Annotated in this window: 18 protein-coding genes and 3 other annotated features; of the genes, 7 read left to right on the top strand and 11 right to left on the bottom strand. The window is 35.1% G+C overall.

Features of this window, described 5'->3' with window-relative positions; translation table 11 throughout:
• Positions 1–34: 34 nt before the first annotated feature.
• From AC3WTA_RS04315 to AC3WTA_RS04335, 5 genes are all read right to left on the bottom strand, one after another.
• Positions 35–1375, bottom strand: a complete 1341-nt coding sequence (locus tag AC3WTA_RS04315) for a sodium-dependent transporter (RefSeq protein WP_000814548.1) — start codon at positions 1373–1375, stop codon at positions 35–37.
• Positions 1376–1491: 116 nt separating this feature from the next.
• Positions 1492–1740: a binding site (T-box leader), on the bottom strand.
• A gap of 107 nt (positions 1741–1847) precedes the next feature.
• A complete protein-coding gene (locus tag AC3WTA_RS04320; protein ID WP_000731161.1) occupies positions 1848–2804 on the bottom strand; it encodes a PepSY domain-containing protein in 957 nt (318 codons plus the stop codon).
• Positions 2805–2822: 18 nt separating this feature from the next.
• A complete protein-coding gene (locus tag AC3WTA_RS04325) occupies positions 2823–4181 on the bottom strand; it encodes a HAMP domain-containing sensor histidine kinase (RefSeq protein ID WP_000694912.1) in 1359 nt (452 codons plus the stop codon).
• A gap of 3 nt (positions 4182–4184) precedes the next feature.
• Complete coding sequence (locus AC3WTA_RS04330) at positions 4185–4868, bottom strand: response regulator transcription factor (protein WP_492332825.1); 684 nt, start codon at positions 4866–4868, stop codon at positions 4185–4187.
• A gap of 441 nt (positions 4869–5309) precedes the next feature.
• Positions 5310–6293, bottom strand: coding sequence for a phosphotransferase enzyme family protein (locus AC3WTA_RS04335; RefSeq protein WP_000512650.1), 984 nt, complete (start codon positions 6291–6293; stop codon positions 5310–5312).
• Positions 6294–6620: 327 nt separating this feature from the next.
• Here AC3WTA_RS04335 and AC3WTA_RS04340 point away from each other — a divergent pair, with 327 nt between their 5' ends.
• The 4 genes from AC3WTA_RS04340 to AC3WTA_RS04355 are packed head-to-tail and all read left to right on the top strand — an operon-like array spanning position 6621 to position 11144.
• Positions 6621–7175: a helix-turn-helix domain-containing protein gene (locus tag AC3WTA_RS04340; RefSeq protein WP_002203106.1), complete on the top strand. Its 555-nt coding sequence runs from the start codon at positions 6621–6623 to the stop codon at positions 7173–7175.
• Positions 7176–7208: 33 nt separating this feature from the next.
• A complete protein-coding gene (locus AC3WTA_RS04345; protein WP_001205727.1) occupies positions 7209–8567 on the top strand; it encodes a tyrosine-type recombinase/integrase in 1359 nt (452 codons plus the stop codon).
• Positions 8567–10699 (top strand): site-specific integrase, encoded by a 2133-nt coding sequence (locus AC3WTA_RS04350; RefSeq protein ID WP_000189239.1) that lies wholly within the window; start codon positions 8567–8569, stop codon positions 10697–10699. The genes AC3WTA_RS04345 and AC3WTA_RS04350 overlap by 1 nt, the downstream gene beginning before the upstream one ends.
• Complete coding sequence (locus tag AC3WTA_RS04355; RefSeq protein WP_001076795.1) at positions 10671–11144, top strand: hypothetical protein; 474 nt, start codon at positions 10671–10673, stop codon at positions 11142–11144. Before AC3WTA_RS04350 ends, AC3WTA_RS04355 begins: the two co-directional genes overlap by 29 nt.
• A gap of 215 nt (positions 11145–11359) precedes the next feature.
• Here the strand turns inward: AC3WTA_RS04355 and AC3WTA_RS04360 are convergent, their stop codons facing one another.
• From AC3WTA_RS04360 to AC3WTA_RS04375, 4 genes are all read right to left on the bottom strand, one after another.
• Positions 11360–12790: an SLC13 family permease gene (locus AC3WTA_RS04360; protein ID WP_000570750.1), complete on the bottom strand. Its 1431-nt coding sequence runs from the start codon at positions 12788–12790 to the stop codon at positions 11360–11362.
• Positions 12787–13971, bottom strand: coding sequence for a glycerate kinase family protein (locus tag AC3WTA_RS04365; protein ID WP_001221981.1), 1185 nt, complete (start codon positions 13969–13971; stop codon positions 12787–12789). Before AC3WTA_RS04365 ends, AC3WTA_RS04360 begins: the two co-directional genes overlap by 4 nt.
• A 179-nt stretch (positions 13972–14150) precedes the next feature.
• Complete coding sequence (aspS, locus tag AC3WTA_RS04370; protein WP_000534850.1) at positions 14151–15449, bottom strand: aspartate--tRNA(Asn) ligase; 1299 nt, start codon at positions 15447–15449, stop codon at positions 14151–14153.
• Positions 15450–15554: 105 nt separating this feature from the next.
• Positions 15555–15766, bottom strand: a binding site (T-box leader).
• A gap of 65 nt (positions 15767–15831) precedes the next feature.
• Positions 15832–17187 (bottom strand): UDP-N-acetylmuramoyl-tripeptide--D-alanyl-D-alanine ligase, encoded by a 1356-nt coding sequence (locus AC3WTA_RS04375; protein ID WP_116480643.1) that lies wholly within the window; start codon positions 17185–17187, stop codon positions 15832–15834.
• 242 nt (positions 17188–17429) lie between these two features.
• Between AC3WTA_RS04375 and AC3WTA_RS04380 the strand changes: the two genes are divergently transcribed.
• Positions 17430–17912, top strand: a complete 483-nt coding sequence (locus tag AC3WTA_RS04380; protein WP_070168758.1) for a YozF family protein — start codon at positions 17430–17432, stop codon at positions 17910–17912.
• Positions 17913–18015: 103 nt separating this feature from the next.
• Here AC3WTA_RS04380 and AC3WTA_RS04385 read toward each other — a convergent pair whose 3' ends face one another.
• Positions 18016–19527, bottom strand: coding sequence for a M36 family metallopeptidase (locus tag AC3WTA_RS04385; RefSeq protein WP_070168757.1), 1512 nt, complete (start codon positions 19525–19527; stop codon positions 18016–18018).
• Between the two features lie 329 nt (positions 19528–19856).
• Between AC3WTA_RS04385 and AC3WTA_RS04390 the strand changes: the two genes are divergently transcribed.
• Entirely contained in the window at positions 19857–20441 is a 585-nt protein-coding gene (locus tag AC3WTA_RS04390) for a TetR/AcrR family transcriptional regulator (RefSeq protein WP_000045221.1), read from the top strand.
• Position 20442: 1 nt separating this feature from the next.
• Positions 20443–21528 carry a DUF418 domain-containing protein gene (locus tag AC3WTA_RS04395; RefSeq protein WP_001093117.1) on the top strand — a complete coding sequence of 362 codons (1086 nt, stop codon included), beginning with the start codon at positions 20443–20445 and terminating at the stop codon, positions 21526–21528.
• A 51-nt stretch (positions 21529–21579) separates the two neighbouring features.
• Here AC3WTA_RS04395 and ileS read toward each other — a convergent pair whose 3' ends face one another.
• Positions 21580–24681 (bottom strand): isoleucine--tRNA ligase, encoded by a 3102-nt coding sequence (gene ileS / locus AC3WTA_RS04400; RefSeq protein ID WP_098098590.1) that lies wholly within the window; start codon positions 24679–24681, stop codon positions 21580–21582.
• A gap of 54 nt (positions 24682–24735) precedes the next feature.
• Positions 24736–24975, bottom strand: a binding site (T-box leader).
• Positions 24976–24982: the final 7 nt, after the last annotated feature.

Genomic DNA, 24982 nt, shown 5'->3' on the forward strand with positions numbered 1-24982 from the left:
CCTTCTTTTTTACTGAATATTATAACACCTTAGATTAAATAATCCCTATTACATTTAAAAAGACGATGATTATTGCAAGTGGCGCTACAAATCGAAGTAAAAACGCCCAACAAGTAAATACTTTCTTTCCATAATTTCCACCTACAAAAAACTCTGCTTCTAGCACCTTCTTTTCCATTTTGAATGAAACGAAAATACTAATAAATAGTGCTCCAAGTGGCATTAATATATTACTAGATAAGAAGTCCACTGCATCAAAAATATTCTTTCCGAAAATCGTAATATCACTCCATATTCCAAATGATAACGCGGATGGTATACCTACTAAGAAAATGCTGAAACCGATTATCCATGATAATTTCGTTCTCTTTTCTTGTTCACCATTTGCTAATGCTGAAACAACTGTCTCTAGTAGAGAAAATGCCGATGTTAATGTTGCAAATGTAAATAGTGCAAGAAATACTGTTAAGAACAACCCACCGAATGGAATTTGACTAAATACAGATGGTAATACGATAAATAGTAATCCAGGCCCTTCTGTCGGCTCCATTCCTAATGAAAATACGGCCGGAAAGATAGCAAGACCTGCAAATAATGAAACAAATAAATTCAATCCAACAATTGTAACTGCTGATTTTGGTAAACTTTCTTTTTTATTTAAATACGAGCTATAGGTAACCATAATCGAAATCCCGATACTAATCGCAAAAAATGATTGTCCCATCGCGAATAAAATACTTTCTGAAGTAATCTTTGAGAAGTCTGGTTGTAAGAAAAACTTCACACCTTGTATTGCATTATCAAGTGTTAATGAACGAATAATAAGAGCAACAAATAAAACGAACAATGCTGGCAACATATATTTACTTGCTTTTTCAATTCCATTTTGTACACCCTTTGATACAACCCAAATCGTAATGAACATAAAAGCGAAATGTCCCATAATCGCCCAAGCGGGATTTCCAATTGTTTCAGTAAATAATGCTCCATAATTTTGTCCCGGAGTAATAAGTTGTCCCGTTACTCCTCTGAATAAATAAATTAACACCCATCCACCTACAACACTATAAAACGAAAGTAGTATAAAACATGTTCCAACGCCAAGGCGTCCAATCCAGTGCCATCCTGTATTAGGTGCGATACTTTTAAATGCTCCAACTGCTTGTTTCTGCGTACTGCGTCCAATCATAAATTCAGCTATAAGTAGTGGTAGTCCAATTAATACAGTAAATAATATAAAGATTAAAAAGAATGCTCCTCCCCCACTCTTCCCAGCGATATAAGGAAACTTCCATATTGCGCCAAGTCCAATTGCTGATCCTGCTGCAGCCATTATAAAACCTAATTTCGAAGTCCATTGCTCCGTCTGTTTCATCTTATTTTCCTCCTAGTTAAATTACTTTATATAAATAATTAAATTTTATAAACCAATCCGAATAAACCCTCCATTTCTATTTCCATAAAATAAAAAAATGGCTCAACGTCTCTATATAAAGAGACGCTAAGCCATTTACTTAACGCGGTACCACCCTTATTGATTCCATTATGAATCCACCTTAGTAGTAATCGTTTGATTACAAACCTAATATCGAAGGTTAACCGTTAAGATTTACTAAGAATGTGATTCCGTTCCACCTTACTGCTCCTAGGCGAGTTCAGGATGTCATTTGACTATGTCACACCAACCCATAGCTCTCTGTACAAATATACGACCTTACTACTCCTATTCAACACATTTTAATATTTAGAATATATTTTCTTTTGAAATTAATATGAAGTATATCGGTTATATTTATAACTGTCAAGGGCTATATTAAAATTTGATGAGAAACCTCTTTTATTTTTTATTATCCTTCGTCATCATCATCACCGTGATTATCAGTACTTTCTTCTTGATCATCGTCATCTTGTTGTTGAGATGACTCCTTTTGCTGAATAGCATTATTTACCGCAGTAGTAGACATGACTTCACCTGTTATTGTATGTACTCTTACATCAACCGTTTCTGTTTGTTTTTTTATTATAATTTGGTAGGTAGACGTACCATTTATATTGACTACACTTACCTTCTCGATAAAACCGCCTGGTACTTTTTGTAACGCAACTTCTTTCGCCTGCACTTCTGTAACGACTTTTTGTATTTGTGAAGTACCAATAAAAGCACCCGTCGCTTCTTCAATTTCTACCATTACATTCTCATTTGCACTTTTCTCTATCTCTATTACATATACATTTTTTTCGTTCTTTTTCTCTAGTCTTATCCCTTTCACATTCCCTTGTACTTGCTGCACTGCAATCTCTTTTGCTTGCTGCTCTGTAACTTTTGTCGTTTGTTTCTGTAACAATTGAATTTTCCCGGTAGTTTTTTCAATCTCAACTATTGTACTTTGAGTAGCATTTGTTTCTACCGATATTACAAATACCTCTATCCCCTTTCTTTTTTCTAATATAGTTTGTTTAATGATCCCCTGTACTTTCTGAAGTGCCATTTCTTCCGCTTTTTCTTTCGTTATTGTATTACTTTTTAATGATATTTCTTTTGCACGTTTTATGTTACCACTTTGAGCATCTACTATTATTTCATATGAGCCTTTTTCATTTAAAAGGTTTACCTTATATACATCTTGTTCCCCTTTGCTTACTAATTTCATATTTTTTATTTTTCCAGGATACTGTTCAGACACAATATTCTGAATTTGTTTTTCGGATAATACTCCTTGATTAGAAACAATACGTTGTGATACAAAAGCTACACTTACAAGCACAAAACAAAGTAACAATGCAACCTTCCATTTCTTTTTCATTTTCAAGCTCCTATCTCTTTATAAAAAACGAGGCAAATATACGGTAACTTTCGTCCATTTTCCCTCTTCACTTTCCAGTTGTATATTCCCTTCATGAGCATCAATAATTTGTTTCGCAATCGACAATCCTAGACCTGTTCCTCCTGTTTCCCTACTCCTCGCTTTATCAACTCGAAAAAAGCGATCAAACACTTTCTGTATATCCTCCTTAGGAATTCCCATACCGTAATCTTGAATAGAAAAAAAGACTCTTTCCTTTTGTATTCCTACTATCAAATCGATTGAATCTTTACTGTATTTCATTGCGTTATCCAATAATACTACTAATACTTGTTTTATTTTTTGTTCATCAATATTTACAACAATCTTTTCTTCCTCTGTAATAACACGAAAATCCCGATTATATGTTTTTTCTAGTTGTTCCGCAGTCAACTTGCATAAACGAACTACATCTGATTCTTTTGTTTCCAACTTCCACTCTGCACTACTGTTGGCAAGCAGTAACATTTGATTTGTCATGCCTTTCATTCTTACTGCCTCGGAGTATATCGCTTCTACAGATTCTTCTAAAACATCTTGTTTTTTCATTCCCCATCTTTTTAATAATTTTGCATAACTTTCAATAACTGTTAACGGTGTTCTCAATTCATGTGAAGCATCTGAAACGAACTGCTGTTGTTTTTCAAAGTTTTGATGTAATAAATCTATCATTTTATTAAATGTCGTTCCCATTTTGTACAATTCATCTTTTGATTTTTTCTCTAGCGATATCTTTTTGAATATCCCTCTATCTTGTATATGCTCCATTGTTTGTATTAAAGAGTTTACAGGTTTTAAAATGAGTTTACTTAACATTCTTCCCGCAAAAAAAGACGGAATTAAAACGAAAAGTGAAGCAATAACTAATACATTTTTTAACATATTTAAATTCTCTTGCAAACTATCTAAACGTTCCGTCATTTCTAACGAAACGATCTTCCCATCATTCCAAATGATTGGTATTTTTATATAAGCGAATTTCCCTCCATTTTTCTCATAAATTCCCGCTGATTCTTTTCTTTCAAATTTCGTATTTACTACTGGGATTGGTTTTGCAATATCCACTTCTTGTCTAATCATTACCTTTGAATTTTCATTAATAACTCTAATCATACCGTTTGAAGGTAAATATGGTTGCAACAGATTTGCTGCATCTATTTCTTTTACTGATTCTGCATTCATTCCTTCTATAATATGTACTGCCTCACGTTTTAAGCGTTCTAACTCTCCGTTCGTTGTAACTTTATAAAACAAAAAGTATATAGAACTATTAATAAGTAACAAAATAAGTAATAACCATACTGTAGAGAATAAATATATTTTATTTTTAATTTTCATATATTACACCTTTAAGACATAGCCAACACCTCTAACAGTGTGAATAAGTGGCACGTCCACATTACAATCTACTTTTTTACGTAAATATCGAATATATACATCGACAACATTTGTATCACCATAATAATCAAATCCCCAAACATTCGTTACGATCTGTTCTCGATTTAACACTTGATTTTCATGCTTCATTAAAAAGAGTAATAAATCAAACTCACGTGGTGTTAATTCCACTAAATGATTTCCTCTTTTCACTTCTCGTGTTTTCTCATCTAAATATAAATCTGCAATTTGATAACTACTATTTTCCTCTTCTTTTCTTACGTTTGAAATTCTTAAACATGCACGAATTCTCGCTAAAAGTTCTTCTATTTGAAATGGCTTTGTAATATAATCACTTGCCCCTTGATCTAAGCCACTTACTTTATCAACAACTGAGTCACGAGCAGTTAATAAAATAATAGGTATTACAGCATTTTTCAAACGTATCCTTCGAAGTACTTCTAACCCACTTATATTTGGAAGCATTACATCAAGTAAAATTATATCCCATTTACCAACTTGAAACTTTTCCATTGCCTCTGTTCCTGTTTTAGCAATCTCACTTTCATATCCTTCAAACTCTAATTCTAACTGCACGACACGCGCAATTTTTTCTTCATCCTCAACAATTAAAATCCTTTCTCCCATAAAAGCCTCCCGCATTATATAATCTTTTCATACCATTTCAGTATAACAACTAATACTTTCCTCCAAAAGAAATAATACCCAATATTCTTTTCGACTTAATGAAAAAAATCAGGAATTACTCTGTAAAATAAAGAAATAACAATAGTTATCCTCTCTTACAAAAACAAAAGGATGTATATAATGTTGCACATTATATATGTATTGGTACATTGCTCAATAAGAGTGATGTACTTTTTTTATTTTGCAGACCCCTTTATGTGTCTCATTAAAAAAATGTTTTAGACTATAGAAAAAAGTATTAGACTATTAAAAAATAGTTGTAGACTGAAAAGGTGCTTTCCATGCTTGAAAACACCTTTTTTATATGAATTCTGTTAAAGTTAGATTTTTACTTAGTTAACAGTAGCTCCTAGTTAGTTTAACTGCTATCAGTAATACTAACTAGAAATTATAAAGTATACGTTCTCCATTCAGGAAAGGTAGACAATGTTTTGTACATAACAAAGACATCCGTTCTCTAATCCATGTATGAATCTTTTCATTTTCCATATGAAAAGCATAATAACCTAATACAGACATGAGCATGAAGCCTTCAATAACCATCAAAATATCTTCAGGTACTTCAGTCTTTCCGAAATAACCTTCAAAAAATAAATTTCTGGTTGTAGCCGTGGAATTTAATGCCCCCATTGCCACGTCGAACAAGTAATACCCATACCCAAATAGACTGTAATCAATAAAGGCAACGCCTCCTAGTTTTGTAACAAGAACGTTGCTCATGTTCAAATCCCCATGAATAATTCCCCATGCATTTAGTCCTTCTAAATTCACAAGACGTGAGCTGATCAAATTCAAAGATTGCTCGACCATATTAAAATTAGACTGACTGAACAATCCTTTCTCAATGCCGCGATAAATTTGTTGAATCATAGTATCTATTCTTTTTGCTCCATAATTCGGTCTAACTTGTTGAAGTGCTCGGTTATATGTGCGTAAATACTGATGTAATTTGGCTGTCTGAGTTCCAAACGCTTTGACTATTTTGGGATTTGAAAAGTCTTCTTTGTTTAAGGTTCGGCTATCAATCCATTTTGTAAGGGAGGTCATAGTAGTAGTTTTCTGGTAGTCAAATTCCACAATAAACTTGCCAAAACTATTTTTGATAGGGGTCTGTACTTCAAGATCTGTATTGTTAGCAATATCAAGAAGTAGTTGGAGCTCACTTGTTAATCCTTCTTTTGTGTGCTGTAGTCCGGATAAATTCTCTGTGAAGGGTTGATGAACACGTAATAAATAGGTAAAGCCATCAGCTAAGTCTGTCACCTTATAGGTCATATTTTCATTATGTTTGAGAAATGTGATTTCTGGTCGAACAAGTCCATATTCACTAAGAACTTTAACTAACGTTTCATTTGGAATCCCCATTACTTTATCTCCCTCATTTCCATTAGACAAAATGTATATTCACTTTCCAGTCTAATACTTTATTTTAATTAAACCCTTATCATGAACTATAAACGATTCGTCAGTCTAAATCTATATTCTAGTTAATAAGACAAATACAAATACAAATAGCAATATCCAATTAGACCAAGGATGTTCAGTCTAAAACATTTTTTTAACTGAACATTATGACCTCATATACAACAACAATTTCATAAAAAATATTGTTTACAACAACATTAGTGTGGTTACACTAAACAAGAATGTATGTTTCCATTTTAAATAACCATTTATTTTTGAGGTGCTTACATGAACATGTATACAGTAAAAGAATTGGCGTTAACTTTACAGAAGCATGAAGAAACAATTAAGCGATGGCTACGGTCTGGAAAGTTTCCAAACGCATTTTGCAATAGCGATAAAAAAGGATGGAGAATTCCTGAAAGCGACCTTGTACATATCAAACAAAGAACAAGATTTGTAAAAGAAGATTCTCAGCAAAGTCAACAAGTGGTACGGGAAGAAATTGCCGAATTGGAGTTAGTCAAATTAGCATATGAGGCAGTTACACTCACATCTCCAACGCAAGAAATTCTTACTCTTCTGTCCGTTGTTGGGATTAAACGAACATTAGAGATTCTATTGATTATGCAACAATCTACTAACAAAGTGAAAAATCCTGACGGATTTATTAAGAAAGCCATCCGAGAAAATTGGAGTCCAACAACTATCCCTTTTAAATTACCCAAGAGGCAAAGTAAACACATCTACGACCTTACCCAACAGGAATATGAGGCAATGGGGAATCAAATACAGCATGAATATCAATCAAAAGTTCCTATCTTCAATTGGTTAGAGGAATAAGTGGGTCTGAGTATCTAACAGGAGGCTTTGAAAATGAGAGATAGTTATTACCACTTACGTTGTCCAAAAGGTGTTCAAAGCCGATATAAATTACTTGTGTTTGAACCGAATAACAAAGTATTTCTACCACTGACAGACTTTTATGATGATGCCAGTAGGAAAATTTCAGAAAGTACGGCGTTGTCGTATCTCCAATGCCTTCTTCCATTCTTCACTTGGTTAGGCAAATACAGCAACTATCAAGGGCAACATGTACAATGGAGTGATTATCCTGAAGCCATACGGGTCGCCGCGGAAGATTATTTGATGGACGAAATGGTTTGTAAAGTACGGGAAAAAGATTCTTTTCGCTTTGTCAATCGTTCCAAAAAAAGTCCAAATACCGTTCATCGCTTCCTTTCCGCTCTCAAGTCATTTTATAAGTCCTTGATTACACTCAGACAGTATGGCTATCCGAATCCTCTTATCGATTCTCATGCGATATTGGACGATTACAAAACAAATACCGAAGGTGTGAGAAAGAACAAACCTCGAATGCCTGCCGAAGCAGGAACAGAAAGCCCAATTGTGCATAGACGTTTGACAGATTCTTACTTCAAGCTCATTAACGAGGAATGGCAACCTGAAATTATTGATGACCCTCTTCTCTATCATAAAGTTAAACAGGCAGGTAATCAGGTAAATTGGTCATTACGAGAAAAAGTCATCGTCCGTATGTTATTTGAGACAGGGGCGAGAGTTTCAGAGGTAATTGAATTGACCATTGGCGATTATCGTTCCCGCAAGTCCTTTGAAGAAGTCAGCACGTTTAACAAAGGCAGTCATGGACGTAGAACAAAGTTTCTTCGATTCAGTAAAAACACAACGAAACTTCTGTTTCAATATATCAATCAAGAGCGTAGAAAAATTGATCCTTTAGGGCGGAATTTTGATTCTCTACCTAACAATGCACCCATGTTCCTGACGGAACGAGGAACACCATTTTCGTATCAGGCTTGGTATCCACATTGGAATAAGGTCATGAAGATGATGGACATGAGGTTAAATCCACATAAAACAAGACATTGGTATGTCACGACAAGTATGCGTGAGATTTATAATGTTTCCAAGACAAATGCAGAAATTAAACAGCGAAAAGATGAACTCATTAAATATATGAAGTGGAAACAAAAAGACACGATTGAAGTGTACGAACATCACTTTGACGAAGAAAGATATCGAAGTTTTCATGACAATATGCTTGAAAATATAGTAGAGAAAGAAAAAGAGTATATGGAACAGCCAAAACAGAAACGTACTAAAAAACCTTTTCTGACTGTTAGAGATACAGCAAAAGAAACAGAGTTAGAAGTAGATATACAAGCACTATTGGATGATTTGGAGGATGAATGATGACACCAACTACGAGTTCACCAAACTCCCCTTTTTATAAGGAATTAGCAGGTAAAGTGGATGAATACATTCTTCATTTGCGTGATAGCAGAGGTGTATTTTTGTTAGATAAATTGGATGAATTCCCTGTGAAATATTTCCTTAGTAATTGTTTAGATACACCTTGGCAGAATCAATTACTATTGACGATGCTTATTAGCGGAGACAGAAATTTGGATGCACGAACAGTATATAATAATATCAGATATATAAATGTTAGGTTTAAAAATATATTTCATGCTTACGACTTACAATCCTTTACTGATTTTGATACAGAGACGCATATGTATGACTATTTGAAAGGTCTTATTTATCCCAAACATTCAAATAGCCAAAGAGCATTATTTCTACAAAACTACACCGGAGTTACCTATTTCACTAAGAAATGGCTCGTATTAAAGTTAAATCAAGAACAACAGGAGTATTTTCAGCAATTCTTACTCCCTATACCTATGTTTGATATTCGAGATTTTACATTTAATAAGCAAGCAAAGGAACAAGCTCGAAACACCCGCAAGAGTGAAACGGATGCCATCGTGCCTCATCTTTCTCAAATTCGGTCGGAAGCAAACTTCCGCTGGAATCAGATGAAACGATTACGAGAAGCCTTTCTGACAGCTTGCTTACAAGTTGAACAAGGAGATGTCATGTTACCTTTAGAGTTTCATTATGAAGAGCCTGAACGCATTGGAGAGCGATTTTATTTTCGTTTATGGGACAAACCTTCTTTTGTCGTCTATCACAAAGAAACATTTACAAAATCTATTGTAAACTCAGCCCAAAAGTGTACAGGAACGTATTCTAAGGAAAATAATCATTATTTTGTAGAGTTTTTGAAAGCCGAACGATTGGAAGATGACGATGTAACGGAGGGGCTATGGTTTACAGAAATCCTACAAGCAGGCGTGTTGGGGATGTGGTTTCAAAATGCGACAGAGGAAGAAATAAATCAGAAACGAAAACTATTGTTTTCATGGGGATATGGAGAAGAGAATTTAACAGGAAACACCGGACCGTTTTGGTCCAGACAAAAGGGTATTATATCTACAAGTACCTTTGTTTCTCTTCATGGCAGTAAAGCCGAAGGCATTCTATTTGATGTAGAACCACTTTATGTCGCAACAACCTTCGGTTTGTTAGCGGTAGACATTCTCACAACAACAGGAGCAAGGCTCAACGAACTATTACAACTTAACAGTGAAAAAGATTGTCTACAAGCTATTAAGGTAAATGGAGATTTAAAATTCTCTTTTTATGCTATCCCAAAAGGGCGAGATGCGCTTGAACCTTATCCAATCAGCAAGCAAACCTTTCAACTAATAAAGAGAGTCAATTTGATGCTGAAAGAACATTATAATGGCGCAATTCCAAGTGTAAAGTATCGAGGTGACAGAAAGCACCTATTTCCAGAACCAAAACCTTATTTCTTTCAGTATAATGAGAAATCATTTCATACACATTCGATTACTTCTTGCCTACGTCTTCTCTTGCATGGATTGTTTTTTGAGACGCAAGAGGGAGAAACTGTTGTCATTAAAACGCACTTACTACGTCATGCATTCGCAACGGAAGCTGTTCAACGTCAGGAAATTCCGATTGACATTGTAGCAAAAATGCTCCATCAGCATGACTTGAATGTAACAAGATATTATTCGGAACCTACTCCAAGTCAAGTAGCTGAAAAAATTGGAGAATTACATGACGTGATTGCTAACTATATTGATTTAGATGAGGCGATTCTTCGAAGTCCCGAAGAACTTCAGCGGGAATGGGAGGAATACAAAGCCAAAGTAGGTGTATACAACAACGTGATAGGCGGTACTTGTGTAACAGACAAAGTATGTCCTGTGAAAATGGCATGTTTAGGATGTGTGGCAAAAATTCCGCAACCTGAAAAGAAGCATGAACTTCTTGAAACAATTGAATTATCAAAGGATATGGAAAAGCGTTTTGCTTCTATGGGTTTGACGATTGAAGTAAATAAGGCAAAACAGATGCGGAAACTTGCAAGGAATGAATTGAAAGAGATTGAATTGATTGAAAAATATCGGGAGGAACAAACATATGAACCAAACATTTCCTTCAAAAAATAATCGAACATGGCTCAAAGGAGTTCATGAATCTCGAAGCCAACGTTCCCTCCTGTTAGGGAAGGGGGCAATTGACCTTCTGATAAAGCAAAACCTTCCTGTTACACTAAAAACTGTATCGGAGAAGTCCAAAGAGATTGATTCCGAAGGAAAAGGGATTCACCCCAACACAATTATGACAAATCCACAATTGAATGAGTATTATAAACAACACAGCAAAACATACAAGCAAAAATCAAATTCCAATCAGTCTCTACAAAAATGTTCTGTCGCCTTTACTTCTGTTGATTATCGACGTATACGAGCAGACCGAAGCATAGAAAACACCGAACGAAAATATATAAAGATGTCTAAGAAAGAACTTGTACAACGACTCATCTTGGCAGAACAATATATTGCAGAAAATAATGAAGCGTGGGTAGCCAAGCAATTCGAGCAGTTCCAATAGAACATCTTTATGTACCACTACAAAAGCAAATACATTGTAGTAGTAAATGAGGTCATTTGTAGTACAACAAAAGGATAGAACAAGCAGAATTCCTCTGTTTGTTCTATCCTTTTCTTTTTGTCTATATAATGTTGCACATTATATAATTATTCTTGGTGTGCATATACCAAACGCCTTTCTCTTGATTCTAAATAAAAGAATTATATTCCTGATTTTTAGAGAGACAATCCAACCCACTGCCAATATGCATAGTAAAATACAACCATTACAAACATATACATAACACTTAAATAGCTGCTTAACTTTAATAAATCTTGCGGCTGAAAAGTTTCTCTATCACTTTCTTGAAATAAAAGTAATGCTTTAGAACTGACTGGAAAGGTTAAACAATAATTCATGCCAACAATGCCTAAAAATAGTACAGCGACTTCGTTTAACTGTAGACTACTTGCAAAGTATAATAATGGCGGAATAAAAATTACCGCTCTCGTTGTGTGAGATGTAATATATAAATGTGATGTGACTGAAAGAATAACAATTACGAGTAACACGATGAAAATGGATTGCTTATTAATTAGTTCTGTTACTAAAAATAACTTCTGCATAATCCATTGCGCTGCACCACTCTCCATTAAAGATTTCCCTAATGCAATTGCTGCTCCAACAAATAAAATTAAGTTCCATGAGACACCTTTTAAACTTTCTTTCCACTGCATCACGCCCAGTTTTGGCAAAGTTAATAAAAACACTCCGATTATCGTTACAGTTGCAATTTCCAAACCGTGAAACGACTCTGTTAACCAAAAAGCTACCATCGCTATTAAAATACTGATTGTATACTTTTCATTTCGCGATAATTCAAACTTAACTTTTTTCTGTTTCAGTTTTGTTTTTACTTCCTCTTTATCTAAAAATAAAAATAATATTACACGACAACTTATAAAGCTCATTATGAATCCAAATGGAAATCCCCATATTAACCACTCTACAAATGTAATATCCTTATTATTAAATTCCTTTAACATATCTAGGGCAATTAAATGGGAACCTGCACCAATAATTGTAGAACTTGTTGAAACTAAAATAACAGTAGGCATTAAAATTGCTAATGCTTTCGTAATTCTTCTACTCCCAATTTCTTTTGATATAGCTTGAAAAACAGGTAATACAACCGCTGCGCGTCCAGATGTTGATGGAATAAAGAAAGCGAGTATTTGAATAATCATTGTCAAAATCCCGCACAAGCCCAAAATATTCCGAGCACGATTTACAACAAAGCACGTCATTTTCTCAGCTAAACCGGTAACTTGAAGTGCCCTTCCTAAAATAAAGGAACCGATCATAAGCCAAATGACATCTGAAGCTAACGAATCAAATAAAAGATCTTGCTTTGCTGTTCCTGAAATAATTAGAAATAGGACAGATCCAAGTGCGATATAGGCCGAATTTATCGTTGTTGTTGTCCATAATATAATTGCACAGCAAAATCCAAACAAACTCCATTTCGCTTCCATCGTTAATGACGATGGAAGCAAAAGAACTATTTCTACTATTAATATAAGTGCTATGGGCAGAATCCAAGATGGCTTAGTTTTCGGATGATCAGTACTGTTCACATGTAATTCCACTACATTTTTTTCAATCATGATACGTACCCACTTTTATTCAACCGAGAAGCGATTTGATAACCGACTAAAACTGTACGCATCGTACTCTCTGTACAATCACGAAGCCATTTCTCCGCATTAGAAAATGCATTTTCTAATGAAGATGGCATTGGTAATATACTTGTATATGCATCAATTCCATAATCGTAATTAATACGTGCACCTTTACCGACTGTCCCAACTAATGCGATTACTGGTAATCCATATTTTTTTGCGCATTTAGCCACCTCAGCTGGAATTTTACCACGTGGTGTTTGAAAATCTATACTTCCTTCCGCAGTAAATACAAGATCACACGCTAGCAATAGTTTATTTAAATCCATATACTTCATAATAATATCGTATCTCGGATGAAGCGTTGCACCAATTAAAGCTTGCAGTCCAGCACCAAGTCCGCCAGATGCACCACTACCTGGCGTATGATGTACATCTATACCTATATCTTTTTTTATAACAGAAGCATAGCGCTCCAGTGCTTTTTCTAGTTCTATTACTTGGGCTTCGTTAGCACCTTTTTGCGGACCGAATACTCGCGCTACTCCCTGCTCGCCGCATAATTGATTAAACCAATTACAGGCAACATCGATTTGAACATGCCTTAATCTAGGATCTACTTGTGATGTATCTATGTTTGAAACTTGTAATAAAGAGGTTCCACCTTGAATTTGTATTTCCTTTCCATCTTCATTTAAAAACTTTACACCTAACGCTTCAGCCATACCAGCTCCGCCATCAGATGTTCCTGAATCACCACACCCTATTAATATACGATCTACCCCTTTATTTAAAGCTAATTCTATTAACTGCCCAACACCATGAGTAGTCGTTTTTCTAGGATCACGTAAATTTCTCGGTACAAGGCGTAATCCTGCTGCAGCAGCCATTTCAATAACAGCTGTACGCTCACCATTTCTCGTTTCAAAAACACCAAAATAAGATTGTGTCTTTTCTCCTACAGGTCCCGTTACTTCTACTTCATACATTTTTCCACCAGTAATATTTGTAATTGCCTCTGTAAAACCTTCCCCACCATCCACCATTGGTAAAGTTTCTACAGTAGCTAACGGCATGACTTTTAAAATCCCTTCTTTCATTACATCAGCAGCTTCCTTCGCCCCTAAACTTTCTTTAAATCCTGATGGTACAACTAAAATACGCATGTAATATTTCTCCCTTCACCTTGTATATCTCTTTCGTTTCTAAGGCTTATACTAAAGGTGAAAAAAGAGAGAACAATTAAGCTTACATTAAAATTTGGTGAGAAAGTGCTGAGTTTTATGAACTAAAAAATCCGTTGTACTATAAAATAGCACAACGGATACATTTCCTTCCCCTATTATTAAGGGATAAGTCTTGTACAGTCCCTTGGAAAAGCACTCGCCTCTCGTACATTTGTTAATTCTAATAGTTTGTATACAACTCTCTCTAATCCAATTCCAAAACCACCATGCGGGGGACAACCGTATCGGAATGTATTTAAATAAGATTGAAATGTATCTGGATGTAATCCCTTTTCTTTAAAAGAAGCAAGTAGCTTTTCATAATCATGAATTCGTTGTGCCCCTGATGTTATTTCTAACCCTTTATATAGTAAGTCGAACGAATCAGTAATAGACGGATTCTCATTATTCGGCATCGTATACATCGGCCTAGCTTCTTTCGGATAATGTGTAATGAAAACTAACTCACTCTTATATGTTTCCTTCACATATTTCCCTAGTAGTTTTTCACCTTCTGTATCTAAATCCCCACTTGGCGACTCTTTCCGGTATTTATTTTTCAAAATTTCTTGCGCTTCTAACAATGTAATTTTCGGTATTTCTATAATAACAGGTACTTCTATTTGTAATAGTTGTAGTTCTTTTTCACAGTTTTTTGCTACTTGTTGAAACATATATCGTAAAACATCTGTTTCTAATTGCATCACTTCATAAAAATCATGAATAAATCCAAGTTCTACGTCTAACGATATATATTCATTCAAATGACGGGAAGAATTATGATGTTCCGCTCTGTAAACAGGTGCAACTTCAAAAACACGTTCTAACCCTCCAGCTACCATCATCTGTTTATAAAACTGTGGTGATTGTGCTAAATAAGCTTCTTTTTGAAAGTATGGAAGTTTAAAAACATTCGCTCCTCCTTCTGCCCCTTGTGAAACAATTTTCGGAGTAAATATACGTGTGAAATCGTTCTCTATAAGAAATTCACTAAAGCTCTGAACGAGTGTAGATTTCACTTTAAATATCGCCGCGGTTCGCTCATGTCTTAATGATAATACCCGCTCATTCAGTAGTTGATCTAAACCAATTTGTAACTTCTTTTTATTTATTTCAAACGGAAGTGGTTCTGCGCCATTTAATATTTTCACTTCGTGAGCAAGCACTTCAACCCCTAACTCTGTTTTCGAAGTCTCTACAATTTCACCAACGACTTGAACGACACTTTCCACATCTACCTTATATCCAGCTAACTCATTTTCTAATACACATTGCATAACTCCCGATCGATCCCTTATTAATAAAAAACTAACATTACCTAGATGACGAATCTTTTTTACCCAGCCTTGAAGTAATACAACCTTTCCACCTTGCTCCGTACATTCTTTTGTGAGTGAACGCTTCATTATTGACCCCATTATTTTTCCCTCCATTAATTTTATATTTATTTACATTATTGTTGTCATCGTCATCATCCACGGTCACTCACCTCCTTTCAAAGAATACAAAAATCCGCCCCTATAAATAGGGACGGATTTTTCCGCGGTACCACCCAAATTGTCATAATGACCATCTTAGCCCTGATAACGGTAGGTACCGTTTGCTTTTACTAATTATCACGTTCAAAGCAACACTCACAGGTGTCCTTCCATCATGCGGTATCGCAATCTTCTCAGCAACCGATTGCTCTCTGTAGACCTTTGCATCATGTACTTTTCCTGATCCTCACTTTTTATATTTACAGAGTATTCTATCTCTTCGTTTTATAAAACGCAAGCCTTTTTAATATATTTTGATTTTTCATATCCATTTTTGTACAATTTCCTCTAAAGCCATTCCACGTGAGCCTTTTAATAATACAACATCCTTTTTCGTTATAACTTTTAATACTTCCTCTGCTATCTTGGCTTTACTATTAAATGACTGTACTTTTCCTATATCATATTTCTTTCTCGCTTCTTCCGCTACAATTTCAGCTAACTCTCCATAAGTAAATACATATTGAATGCTCTCTTGATTTAACATTTTACCAATTTCTCTATGATATGTTTCAGCATTCTTCCCTAACTCCAACATATCCCCAATTACTATCATTTTTTTCTTATAGGTATTTAATGTCTGTAACGTTTCAATTGCAGCCTTCATTGAAGAGGGACTGGTATTCCACGCATCGTTAATAATTGTAAAACCTGTTTTGGCAGTTAAAAATTGAAAGCGCATATGAGTAATATTTACTTGTCGCAATGCTTTCTGTATTTTTTCTGTAGGGACATTATAAAATTGACCTACGGCGATTCCGACAATCGTATTTAAAATATTATGTTTTCCATGTAAGGGAACATCGTACTGTATTTTTGAATCATTTAATTTAAAATGAACACCATATTCATCTAATTGCACGTTTGTTGGAAACAAATCATTTGTATACTTTTCACCAAATGCCTTACAATTTATACTCGATAAATTCTTATTTTTCAAAAGCAATGGTTCATCACCATTATACAAACATAATCCTTCATCTTTTAATCCATCAATAATTTCTAATTTAGCCTTCGCAATTTCTTCTTTTGATCCAAGCGTCTCTAAGTGAGAATGGCCAATCATTGTAATGATCACTACATCTGGCTGTGCTATTATTGATAAGTTTCGAATTTGTCCTTTTTCACTCATCCCCATTTCAAGAATTAAAAACTCTGTATCTCGTTTCATCTCTAAAATTGTTAATGGTAAACCGATTTGACTATTAAAATTCCCCTTTGTTTTATGCACACGATGAGTTGTACTTAAAATCGTGCTTATTATATCTTTTACCGTTGTCTTACCATTACTACCTGTAATTCCAATTACTTTTACATTTAGCTCTTTTCGATAAAATTGTGCCAATTGTTGCAAAGCAAACAAAGTGTCATCTACAAATATAATTGGCATCCCTTTTGGCGGAGTGCCGTAAGACTTTTTCCATAAGGAAGCGACAGCTCCATTATCGAATGCCTCTTTCACATAATCATGTCCATCTTTCACCCTAATGATTGGAACAAATAAATTTCCTTCTTTAATGCTTTTGGAATCTATGCAGACACCATGTATCTCTATGTGATGAAACGATTCTTGTAACCCTTCACCACCTACTACTTCTTCAAGTTTTTTCAAATTCATTTGAATCAAATTATCACCTTTTCCATTTTATTACATAATTTCCGTTTCATTTACGCATATTGATAAAGTGAAACTTTAATCAGTGGGGATTTTGTTCCTCCCCACTGATTATCAGCCCTCACCAATCGGGCTTTTACGGGCAGTTGATCCCCCACCTAACTTCTTTGCTTTCCCTGAATTTTGAGGTGGAGGGTCTTACTGCCCGTTAATGCGGGATAAAAATTTTATAACGAGGTGTTTATATGAAAAAAGCGATTAGTTTCTTTCTTCTTTTGTTATGCCTAATTGCAGTGAATGAAACATACGCCTATTCACCAAAATCTTTACCAATCTCCCAAAACTCTGATCAATGGAAAGTGAATATTGATGAACCGAAGAACATAGATAAAAATATGCTTCAAGCTAAAGAAGATGAATTTAAAACATATCAATTTTCAGTAAAAAATGTTGGTAACAGTGAAGTATATAACGTACAAGTCGAAGTATTCCGCAACGAGCCAAAAACGAAAACGAAATATGAACTTTTCTCACGAAAGGAAAGTCGCTTAGCAAGTGGAAAAACTGGATTTGAACATACTAATTTTCCAATTGTCACAAAAGCAGATGAAGTTGATGTAATCATTACTTGGCAAGAACACCCTTTCCGCTCCATGAGAAACGGTCAAAAAGTTGAGTCTAGAAAATTTAAAGAGCATTTTGTTTTTAAAGACGAAAAAAACAACTAGAATGCGGATGAATTTACATTAGCATTCATATAGCTTACTTTACTAGTACCAGTGCTTAAGCAAATTAAAAAGTCGTGGCTTATAAACGCCACGACTTTTTATATTAATTCGTACTAATTCCTCTTGCTGCCCAAATACGATCGATATCAGCAGCATGTTGTCCACCATATAAAAGAGCATCCGCTTGCTTAATCGCTTTTGCTCCATCACTGAATTTAGAGTTTGGTGTTAATGACCAGTGTGATTGTAAAATAATTTTCGTTGCTACATCACGTCCAAAAGCTTGTGCCATCTCATATTGACCTTGTGCCCAAATTTCCCCATCATCATGTACCTCATTTGTAATATCTTTCGGATACACTTTATTCGTATCTAATCGGCGTAAGCACGTCGGGTCTGAACTAGAATACGCAGCCGCATCCCATTCTCCAACACATGCTTTTCCGTATCCTGTAGTTGATACTGCATCTTCATACGTAGCACCTAAGAAGTCACCAAATCCTTCTCCCATCGCTCCGCCTTCTACTGAACTACCAAAGCCAGGAACTTGGTTATCTTGAATTGAATGTCCGTATTCATGTGCGATAATACCAGCATCTTCTGCATCATCTACTCCGCCAGTACCAAAAGTTAAAGCTTTCGTTGTCGGAGAATAAAATGAGTTATCCGCCGTCGTTCCATTCACATTCACTTTAATAGAGCGATTATTAATATTTTTAAAACCTAACCCTTGAATGTAACGCTGTATTGTATCGATATGATAATACGACATAACATCTTCAAAGCTATCATTTGCACGTGTATAGTTAAATTGTAAATTTGTAGATTTTGTTTTTGATTTTGAAGAAATCGTTACATACTCTCCAATTAAAAATCCTGTCCCATCTAAACCTTTTAACGTAACAGTCTTCAATTGATTCGTTAACGCTGTTGAATCTGCATCGTTATTATCTTTTAAGCCTACTTTACTACCGCTAGATACGACTGGGTTAGGTAAAAATACTTTTCCTGTCCCTTCAGCTTTTCGGTTTATATCAACCTTTTTAATTAACTTCCCATTTTCTGCATCAATAAATGTTTCCCATGCACCAAATGGATTATTAGAATGGACTACAACTTTATATACTGGACGAGCAATTCCCTCTTCAACAATATATCCAAATTCTTTCTCTGTAGGAGCCCATAAGTTTTGTTCACTTGCTTCTCCAACATACGCCATTGATTTTTGTATTGCATCTTTTTCACTAATTTTTGTCGTTACTTCCTTCACACCTTTGACAGATTGATAATCAGAAACAGCAAGTACGCCCTTTCCCTCTCCGTTAAGAGTAACTGTAATTTGTTTTGAAAATACAGGTGCACCATTAACAACTTGCTGGAACCTAACATATGAAGCTACTGACGTTTCTGTTGTAGAAATATATTGCAAGTCTGAAAGGTCTGTTTTTAATCCATATTGCGCAGCATTTTCTTTTAAATATTCAGTTGCTTTTTTCTGCGGCGAATAAGCTTCTAGCTTTACTTGCTGCTTTTTTTCCAATGCCGAAACCGTAGAAATCGTCCCCATTACTAACGGCACAGTCATTGCCATTGCCACCATTTTTTTATTAAACATAGAACCACTCCCCCTAATAAAGTAGCTCAACCTTATCCCATTACCACTAGGCAATCATTCCCCACAAAATGGGGGGATAAAAATTGAATCTACGAGTAATTCTCTATAAACAATTCTATTACCTTTCCATTTAGGGTCAGTGAAATTTTCTCAATATTTATGTGTAAAGTAAAAACAATACTTTAGAAAGAAATTTCTAAAGTCATTCCTTACCCCTGAAACTTTTCATATTACTGTTTTAAAAAATAGGATTTTTTTACCTAACGATAGGTTGAAAAAATTATAAATGAATGCTACGATTTAAATAACCTTTTTTAGGAGGATCTATTATGAGTAAAAGTGAAGAAACACTCTCTTCAATAATGGAAGCAAGTTATCGCCTTTTTGCTACGTACGGTATCGCTAAAACAACTTATACGATGATTGGTGAGAAGGTTGGTATCGCAAAACCATCTATATATTACTACTTTAAGTCTAAAGATGCCTTGATTGAATGTATTTTTACTGAATTATGTAAAGCTATGCAGTTCTCTTCGTATTTTCATACAGAAGAATTTACGAAAACAAATTTTATTGAAAAATGTATTGCAATTGGCCTTAAAATAATTGATGAACAGCGAAACGACCCTTATTTTAATCTTGTGTTACAAGAATATGTTTTACTATCTTCAAGAAACAATATGTACAAAGATCGATTACTAACTGTGCAAACAGAATATTTACATGGATTTGAGGTACTCCTTACAAAAGCAAATAAACTTCAATTAATTGAAAATAAAAATCTAGTTTCAAAAGCTCATATGTTAGCATTAGTGCTTGATAATATCGGGAATTTTATGATGATTGATGCAAAGATAGATTATAAACAAATTTGGATTGAAGCTGTAAATAGCATTTTTGAAAGAAGGGATTGAAGTGAATACAAAAAAGCGCATTATCGGCTTAGATTTCGCTAGAGCTTTGGCGATGTTTGGTATGCTACTTGTTAATTTCATGGTGATAACAGGTGCAGAAGGAAATGGTCCCCCTTTTTTAATAACCCTCATGTCACTATTTGAAGGTAGAGCTTCTGCTTTGTTTGTTATACTTGCAGGCATCGGTATAACTTTAATGACTAGGTCAGCCGTTGCTAGCAATGAAAAAATAAAAATTTCTAATAGCCGAAAGACCATATGGAAACGATCACTATTCTTATTTATTTTAGGATTACTACTATATGGACTAGAGTGGACTGGGGATATAATACACTACTACGGTGTTTACCTTTTCGTCGCTGCATTACTCATTACAGTACGCAAAAAACTATTACTTTTTCTTTCTATCATTATTTTATTAATCGCACAAGCTCTTCAGCTTACTTTCAATACTTTCGAAGGTTGGGGAGGACCTACTCCATTCATAAACTATGTAGACTTCTGGACAATACAAGGTTTTCTTCGCAATTTATTCTTTAATGGCTATCACCCTATTTTCCCTTGGTTCTCGTTCTTCTTAATCGGTATGATAATTGGCAGGTTAGATCTTCATAATAAGAAAATTAGAGAAAGATTACTCTTACTGGGTATTACAATTACAATATTGTCAGAACTTTTATCAAAAGGGCTTACTCACTTTTTTATTCCATACATCGGCAAAGAGGCTGCCACATTTTTATTTAATACAGGACCCATCTTACCAAATGTATTATATATTTTATCTGCTACAGGATCCGCTATTGCTATATTAATCATTTGCCTCAACATCGCTGAAAAATATAGAAATAATTGGTTTGTCACTTCCATTGTACAAACAGGACAATTAACATTAACTCATTATGTCAGTCATGTATTTATCGGTATTGGGACGTTAATTCTATTAAATAAAATGGAACAACAATCACTACTATTCGTTTTATTATTTGCTAGTGGATTTTTCATTTTCAGCATTTTAATTAGTGTGTTATGGGGAAAGAAATTTTCTAGAGGACCTATCGAATGGATTATGAGGAAATTAGCCGGATAAATTTCCATCATACAAAAAGGAAGTTGGAATGATTCCAACTTCCTTTTTTCTTTAATGAGCCGCGCTTAATTTAATTCGAACTTTCGCTTCACCTAAAGATAGTTCATCGTCTTCATTCGTTAAGTGATCAAATGTAAATTGCTTAACGAGTAAATTTTCTTCCAATAAATCTTTATGGTTCGTTAATGTTCGTTGTAGTTCTTCCTCTGTATCAAGAATAACATCGACTCGTAAATTAACCGGTAAATTCAACTGCTTACGATATTCTTGAACCGCTCGAATGAATTCGCGCGCTACTCCTTCTTGTAACAATTCTTCCGTTACATTCGTATCTAACATAACTGTATATTGTCCGTTAGTCGTATTAGAGAACCCTGATTTCGCAACTTTCTCTACTAGTACATCTTCAGCTGTTACAACTACCTCTTCTCCTGATGCTGCTTCGTAAACTGCTCTTTCTGTAGATACAAAGTGTTGTACTTCTTCTTTTGATAATTGTTTTAACCATCCATTTAATGCATTCACATTTTTACCAAACTTCGGCCCAGCTGCTTTAAAATTCAACTTTAATTGATAGGACATGTATTTCGTTTCATCGAGTTCAACATGAAACGCTTTGACATTTAGCTCATCCATGACGATATCACGATAAGATTCCCAATCCATATCATTTTCATTATGCGCTAGTAATACAAGTTCTGCTAAAGGCTGTTTTACTTTTAAAGAATGCTGATTACGGTTACTTCTTCCTAGTTCAACAACTTGTAAAACAGCATCCATTTCCGCTTCTAGTTTCGGCTGAAGTAGTGATTCATTTACAACTGGATAATCCTCTAAATGAACGCTACTTCCAGTTAAATTTAAATGAATATCTTCAGCGACAAACGGTGTAAATGGTGCGATTAATTTACTAATTGTTACAAGTACTTCATGTAGTGTCTCATATGCAGCTGCTTTTTCAGCATTCATACCAGATTCCCAGAAACGATTACGTGATCGTCTTACATACCAGTTACTTACTTCATCTACAAGCGCCGCGATTTCACGAGCTGCATTCGTAAATTGATAATCATCAAGTGCTGTTCTCACTTTTTTCGTTGTGCTATGCAATCTTGATAATACCCATTCATCCAATTTCGTTCGCTTTACATCATACGTTTCATTCGGGTTATACTCATCTAAATTTGCATATAAGACGTAGAAGCTATACACATTGACTAATGTATCTACAAATTTAGATTTTGCTTCCAGTACTGTTCTTTCCGAGAAACGTTTCGCATTCCACGGAGCACTGTCAACGAGTAGCGCCCATCTTAATGCATCTGCACCAAACTGATTTACTAAATCAACTGGATCTAGTGCATTCCCTTTACTTTTAGACATTTTCTGTCCTTCTTCGTCTAATACATGCCCTAGTGATAACACTCGTTTATATGGAACTTTTCCTGTATATAGTGCTGATACTGCTAATAAACTATAAAACCAGCCGCGTGTTTGATCAATGCCTTCTGCAATAACATCCGCTGGAAACTGTTCTTCAAATAACTTTTTATTTTCAAATGGATAATGATATTGCGCAAATGGCATGGAACCACTATCAAACCAAACATCAATTACTTCTGGTGTACGATTCATTGTACTTCCGCATTTTTCGCAGCAAACTTGCACTTCATCTACATACGGCTTATGCAATTCCAAATCTTCAGGTGTTTCTTTCGTACTATGCTCTCTTAAGTCAGCAATGCTTTTCGGCGCGAATTGATGATCGCAACTTTCACATTCCCATACGTTTAATGGTGTTCCCCAATATCTATTTCGGCTAATATTCCAGTCCACCATATTTTCTAAAAACTTACCAAATCGTCCATGTTTCATATGGTCTGGATACCAAGTAACAGAATCGTTATTTTGTAAAAATGTATCCTTAATTGCAGTTGTTCGGATTAACCAACTCTCTCCTGCGTAATAAAGAAGTGGTGAATCACAACGCCAACAATGTGGGTAGCTATGTTCATACTTTTCTTTATGGTATAGTAAGCCTTCCTTCGCTAAATAACGAACGATATCCACGTCACAATCTTTTACAAATTTCCCTTTCAAAAATGGTACTGCTTCTGTATATTCACCTTTCTCATCTACAACATGCAAGAATGACAATCCTTCACTTTGAACGACTCTATAATCGTCCTCCCCATATGCTGGAGCGATATGAACGAGTCCTGTACCACTATCTGCCGTGACAAAATCGGCTGCGATAACTCGATAGCCATTTGTAACTTCCTTCATTGGAAATGGCGGCATATAAGATGTGTTTACTAATTCTTCACCTTTATGAACAGATAATACTTCATAGTTTTCTTTTAATACATCTTCTACACGTTCTTTCGCAACAATGTATACATGACCTTCTTGTTTCACTTTCACGTATTCCATATTTGGATGTACAGCGAGCGCAACATTTGCTGGAAGTGTCCAAGGTGTCGTTGTCCAACCTAGGAAATATTCATTTTCACTATCTTTCACTTTAAACTTAACTGTTGCACTTAAATCTTTTACTGTTTTATACCCTTGTGCAACTTCATGTGAACTTAGTGAAGTTTGACAACTTGGGCAATATGGTGAAACTCTATGTCCCTTATACAATAATCCTTTTTCATGAATCGTTCCTAAAATATGCCATACACTTTCGATATATGGATTCTCTAACGTAACGTATGGATCATCCATATCTACCCAATAACCGATGCTTTCAGTGAATTCACGCCACTGCTTCTCATATGTGAATACACTTTCTTTACACTTCTGAATAAATGGCTCAATTCCATACTCTTCGATTTCATGTTTACCAGAAATACCGAGTTGCTTCTCAACACCTAATTCTACAGGTAAACCGTGTGTATCCCATCCCGCTTTTCGTAGCACTTTATAACCAGCCATCGTTTTATATCTTGCTACTACATCTTTAATTGTCCGTCCAAGCGCATGACCTACATGCGGTAATCCATTCGCCGTTGGTGGTCCTTCATAAAATACGAAAGACTGTGCGCCTTCTCGATTCTGAATTGATTGCTCGAAAATACTTTGCTCGTTCCACTGCTTACGAATACGTGTTTCTCTCCCTACAGCTGACTCTTTTACATCTACTTTCTTCATCAACAATCACTCCTTTTGAATATTTTAAAGCACACAAAAAACCCGTCCCCATGAAGTAGGGACGGGTTTAACCGCGTTACCACCCTAATTCTATTAGCTCTTCGCTAATAGCACTTAGCAACGTACTATCATACGTGTTCTTTGTAACGGTAGACATCCGTCCGGGCTTACTTATTTTCAGCCTCGGCTCCTCGGAGATGATTTTCAAATAATGTCTGCACACCGGCTTTCAGCTATACACCGGCTCTCTGGGGAACAATTCATTATTTTACTCGTTCTCGTCTTCAGATTTGTATACTTT

The sequence above is a fragment of the Bacillus sp. EB106-07-01-XG149 genome, from assembly GCF_058791555.1.

What these genes read in the sequence shown, in the direction of transcription:
- AC3WTA_RS04385 (WP_070168757.1), bottom strand. Translation starts at nt 19,527, where the DNA reads ATGTTTAATAAAAAAATGGTGGCAATGGCAATGACTGTGCCGTTAGTA.
- AC3WTA_RS04365 (WP_001221981.1), bottom strand. Translation starts at nt 13,971, where the DNA reads ATGCGTATTTTAGTTGTACCATCAGGATTTAAAGAAAGTTTAGGGGCG.
- AC3WTA_RS04315 (WP_000814548.1), bottom strand. Translation starts at nt 1,375, where the DNA reads ATGAAACAGACGGAGCAATGGACTTCGAAATTAGGTTTTATAATGGCT.
- AC3WTA_RS04360 (WP_000570750.1), bottom strand. Translation starts at nt 12,790, where the DNA reads ATGATTGAAAAAAATGTAGTGGAATTACATGTGAACAGTACTGATCAT.
- AC3WTA_RS04335 (WP_000512650.1), bottom strand. Translation starts at nt 6,293, where the DNA reads ATGGGGATTCCAAATGAAACGTTAGTTAAAGTTCTTAGTGAATATGGA.
- AC3WTA_RS04375 (WP_116480643.1), bottom strand. Translation starts at nt 17,187, where the DNA reads ATGAATTTGAAAAAACTTGAAGAAGTAGTAGGTGGTGAAGGGTTACAA.
- AC3WTA_RS04345 (WP_001205727.1), top strand. Translation starts at nt 7,209, where the DNA reads ATGAGAGATAGTTATTACCACTTACGTTGTCCAAAAGGTGTTCAAAGC.
- AC3WTA_RS04330 (WP_492332825.1), bottom strand. Translation starts at nt 4,868, where the DNA reads ATGGGAGAAAGGATTTTAATTGTTGAGGATGAAGAAAAAATTGCGCGT.
- AC3WTA_RS04325 (WP_000694912.1), bottom strand. Translation starts at nt 4,181, where the DNA reads ATGAAAATTAAAAATAAAATATATTTATTCTCTACAGTATGGTTATTA.
- AC3WTA_RS04320 (WP_000731161.1), bottom strand. Translation starts at nt 2,804, where the DNA reads ATGAAAAAGAAATGGAAGGTTGCATTGTTACTTTGTTTTGTGCTTGTA.
- AC3WTA_RS04390 (WP_000045221.1), top strand. Translation starts at nt 19,857, where the DNA reads ATGAGTAAAAGTGAAGAAACACTCTCTTCAATAATGGAAGCAAGTTAT.
- ileS (WP_098098590.1), bottom strand. Translation starts at nt 24,681, where the DNA reads ATGAAGAAAGTAGATGTAAAAGAGTCAGCTGTAGGGAGAGAAACACGT.
- AC3WTA_RS04355 (WP_001076795.1), top strand. Translation starts at nt 10,671, where the DNA reads ATGAACCAAACATTTCCTTCAAAAAATAATCGAACATGGCTCAAAGGA.
- AC3WTA_RS04340 (WP_002203106.1), top strand. Translation starts at nt 6,621, where the DNA reads ATGAACATGTATACAGTAAAAGAATTGGCGTTAACTTTACAGAAGCAT.
- AC3WTA_RS04350 (WP_000189239.1), top strand. Translation starts at nt 8,567, where the DNA reads ATGACACCAACTACGAGTTCACCAAACTCCCCTTTTTATAAGGAATTA.
- aspS (WP_000534850.1), bottom strand. Translation starts at nt 15,449, where the DNA reads ATGGGGTCAATAATGAAGCGTTCACTCACAAAAGAATGTACGGAGCAA.
- AC3WTA_RS04380 (WP_070168758.1), top strand. Translation starts at nt 17,430, where the DNA reads ATGAAAAAAGCGATTAGTTTCTTTCTTCTTTTGTTATGCCTAATTGCA.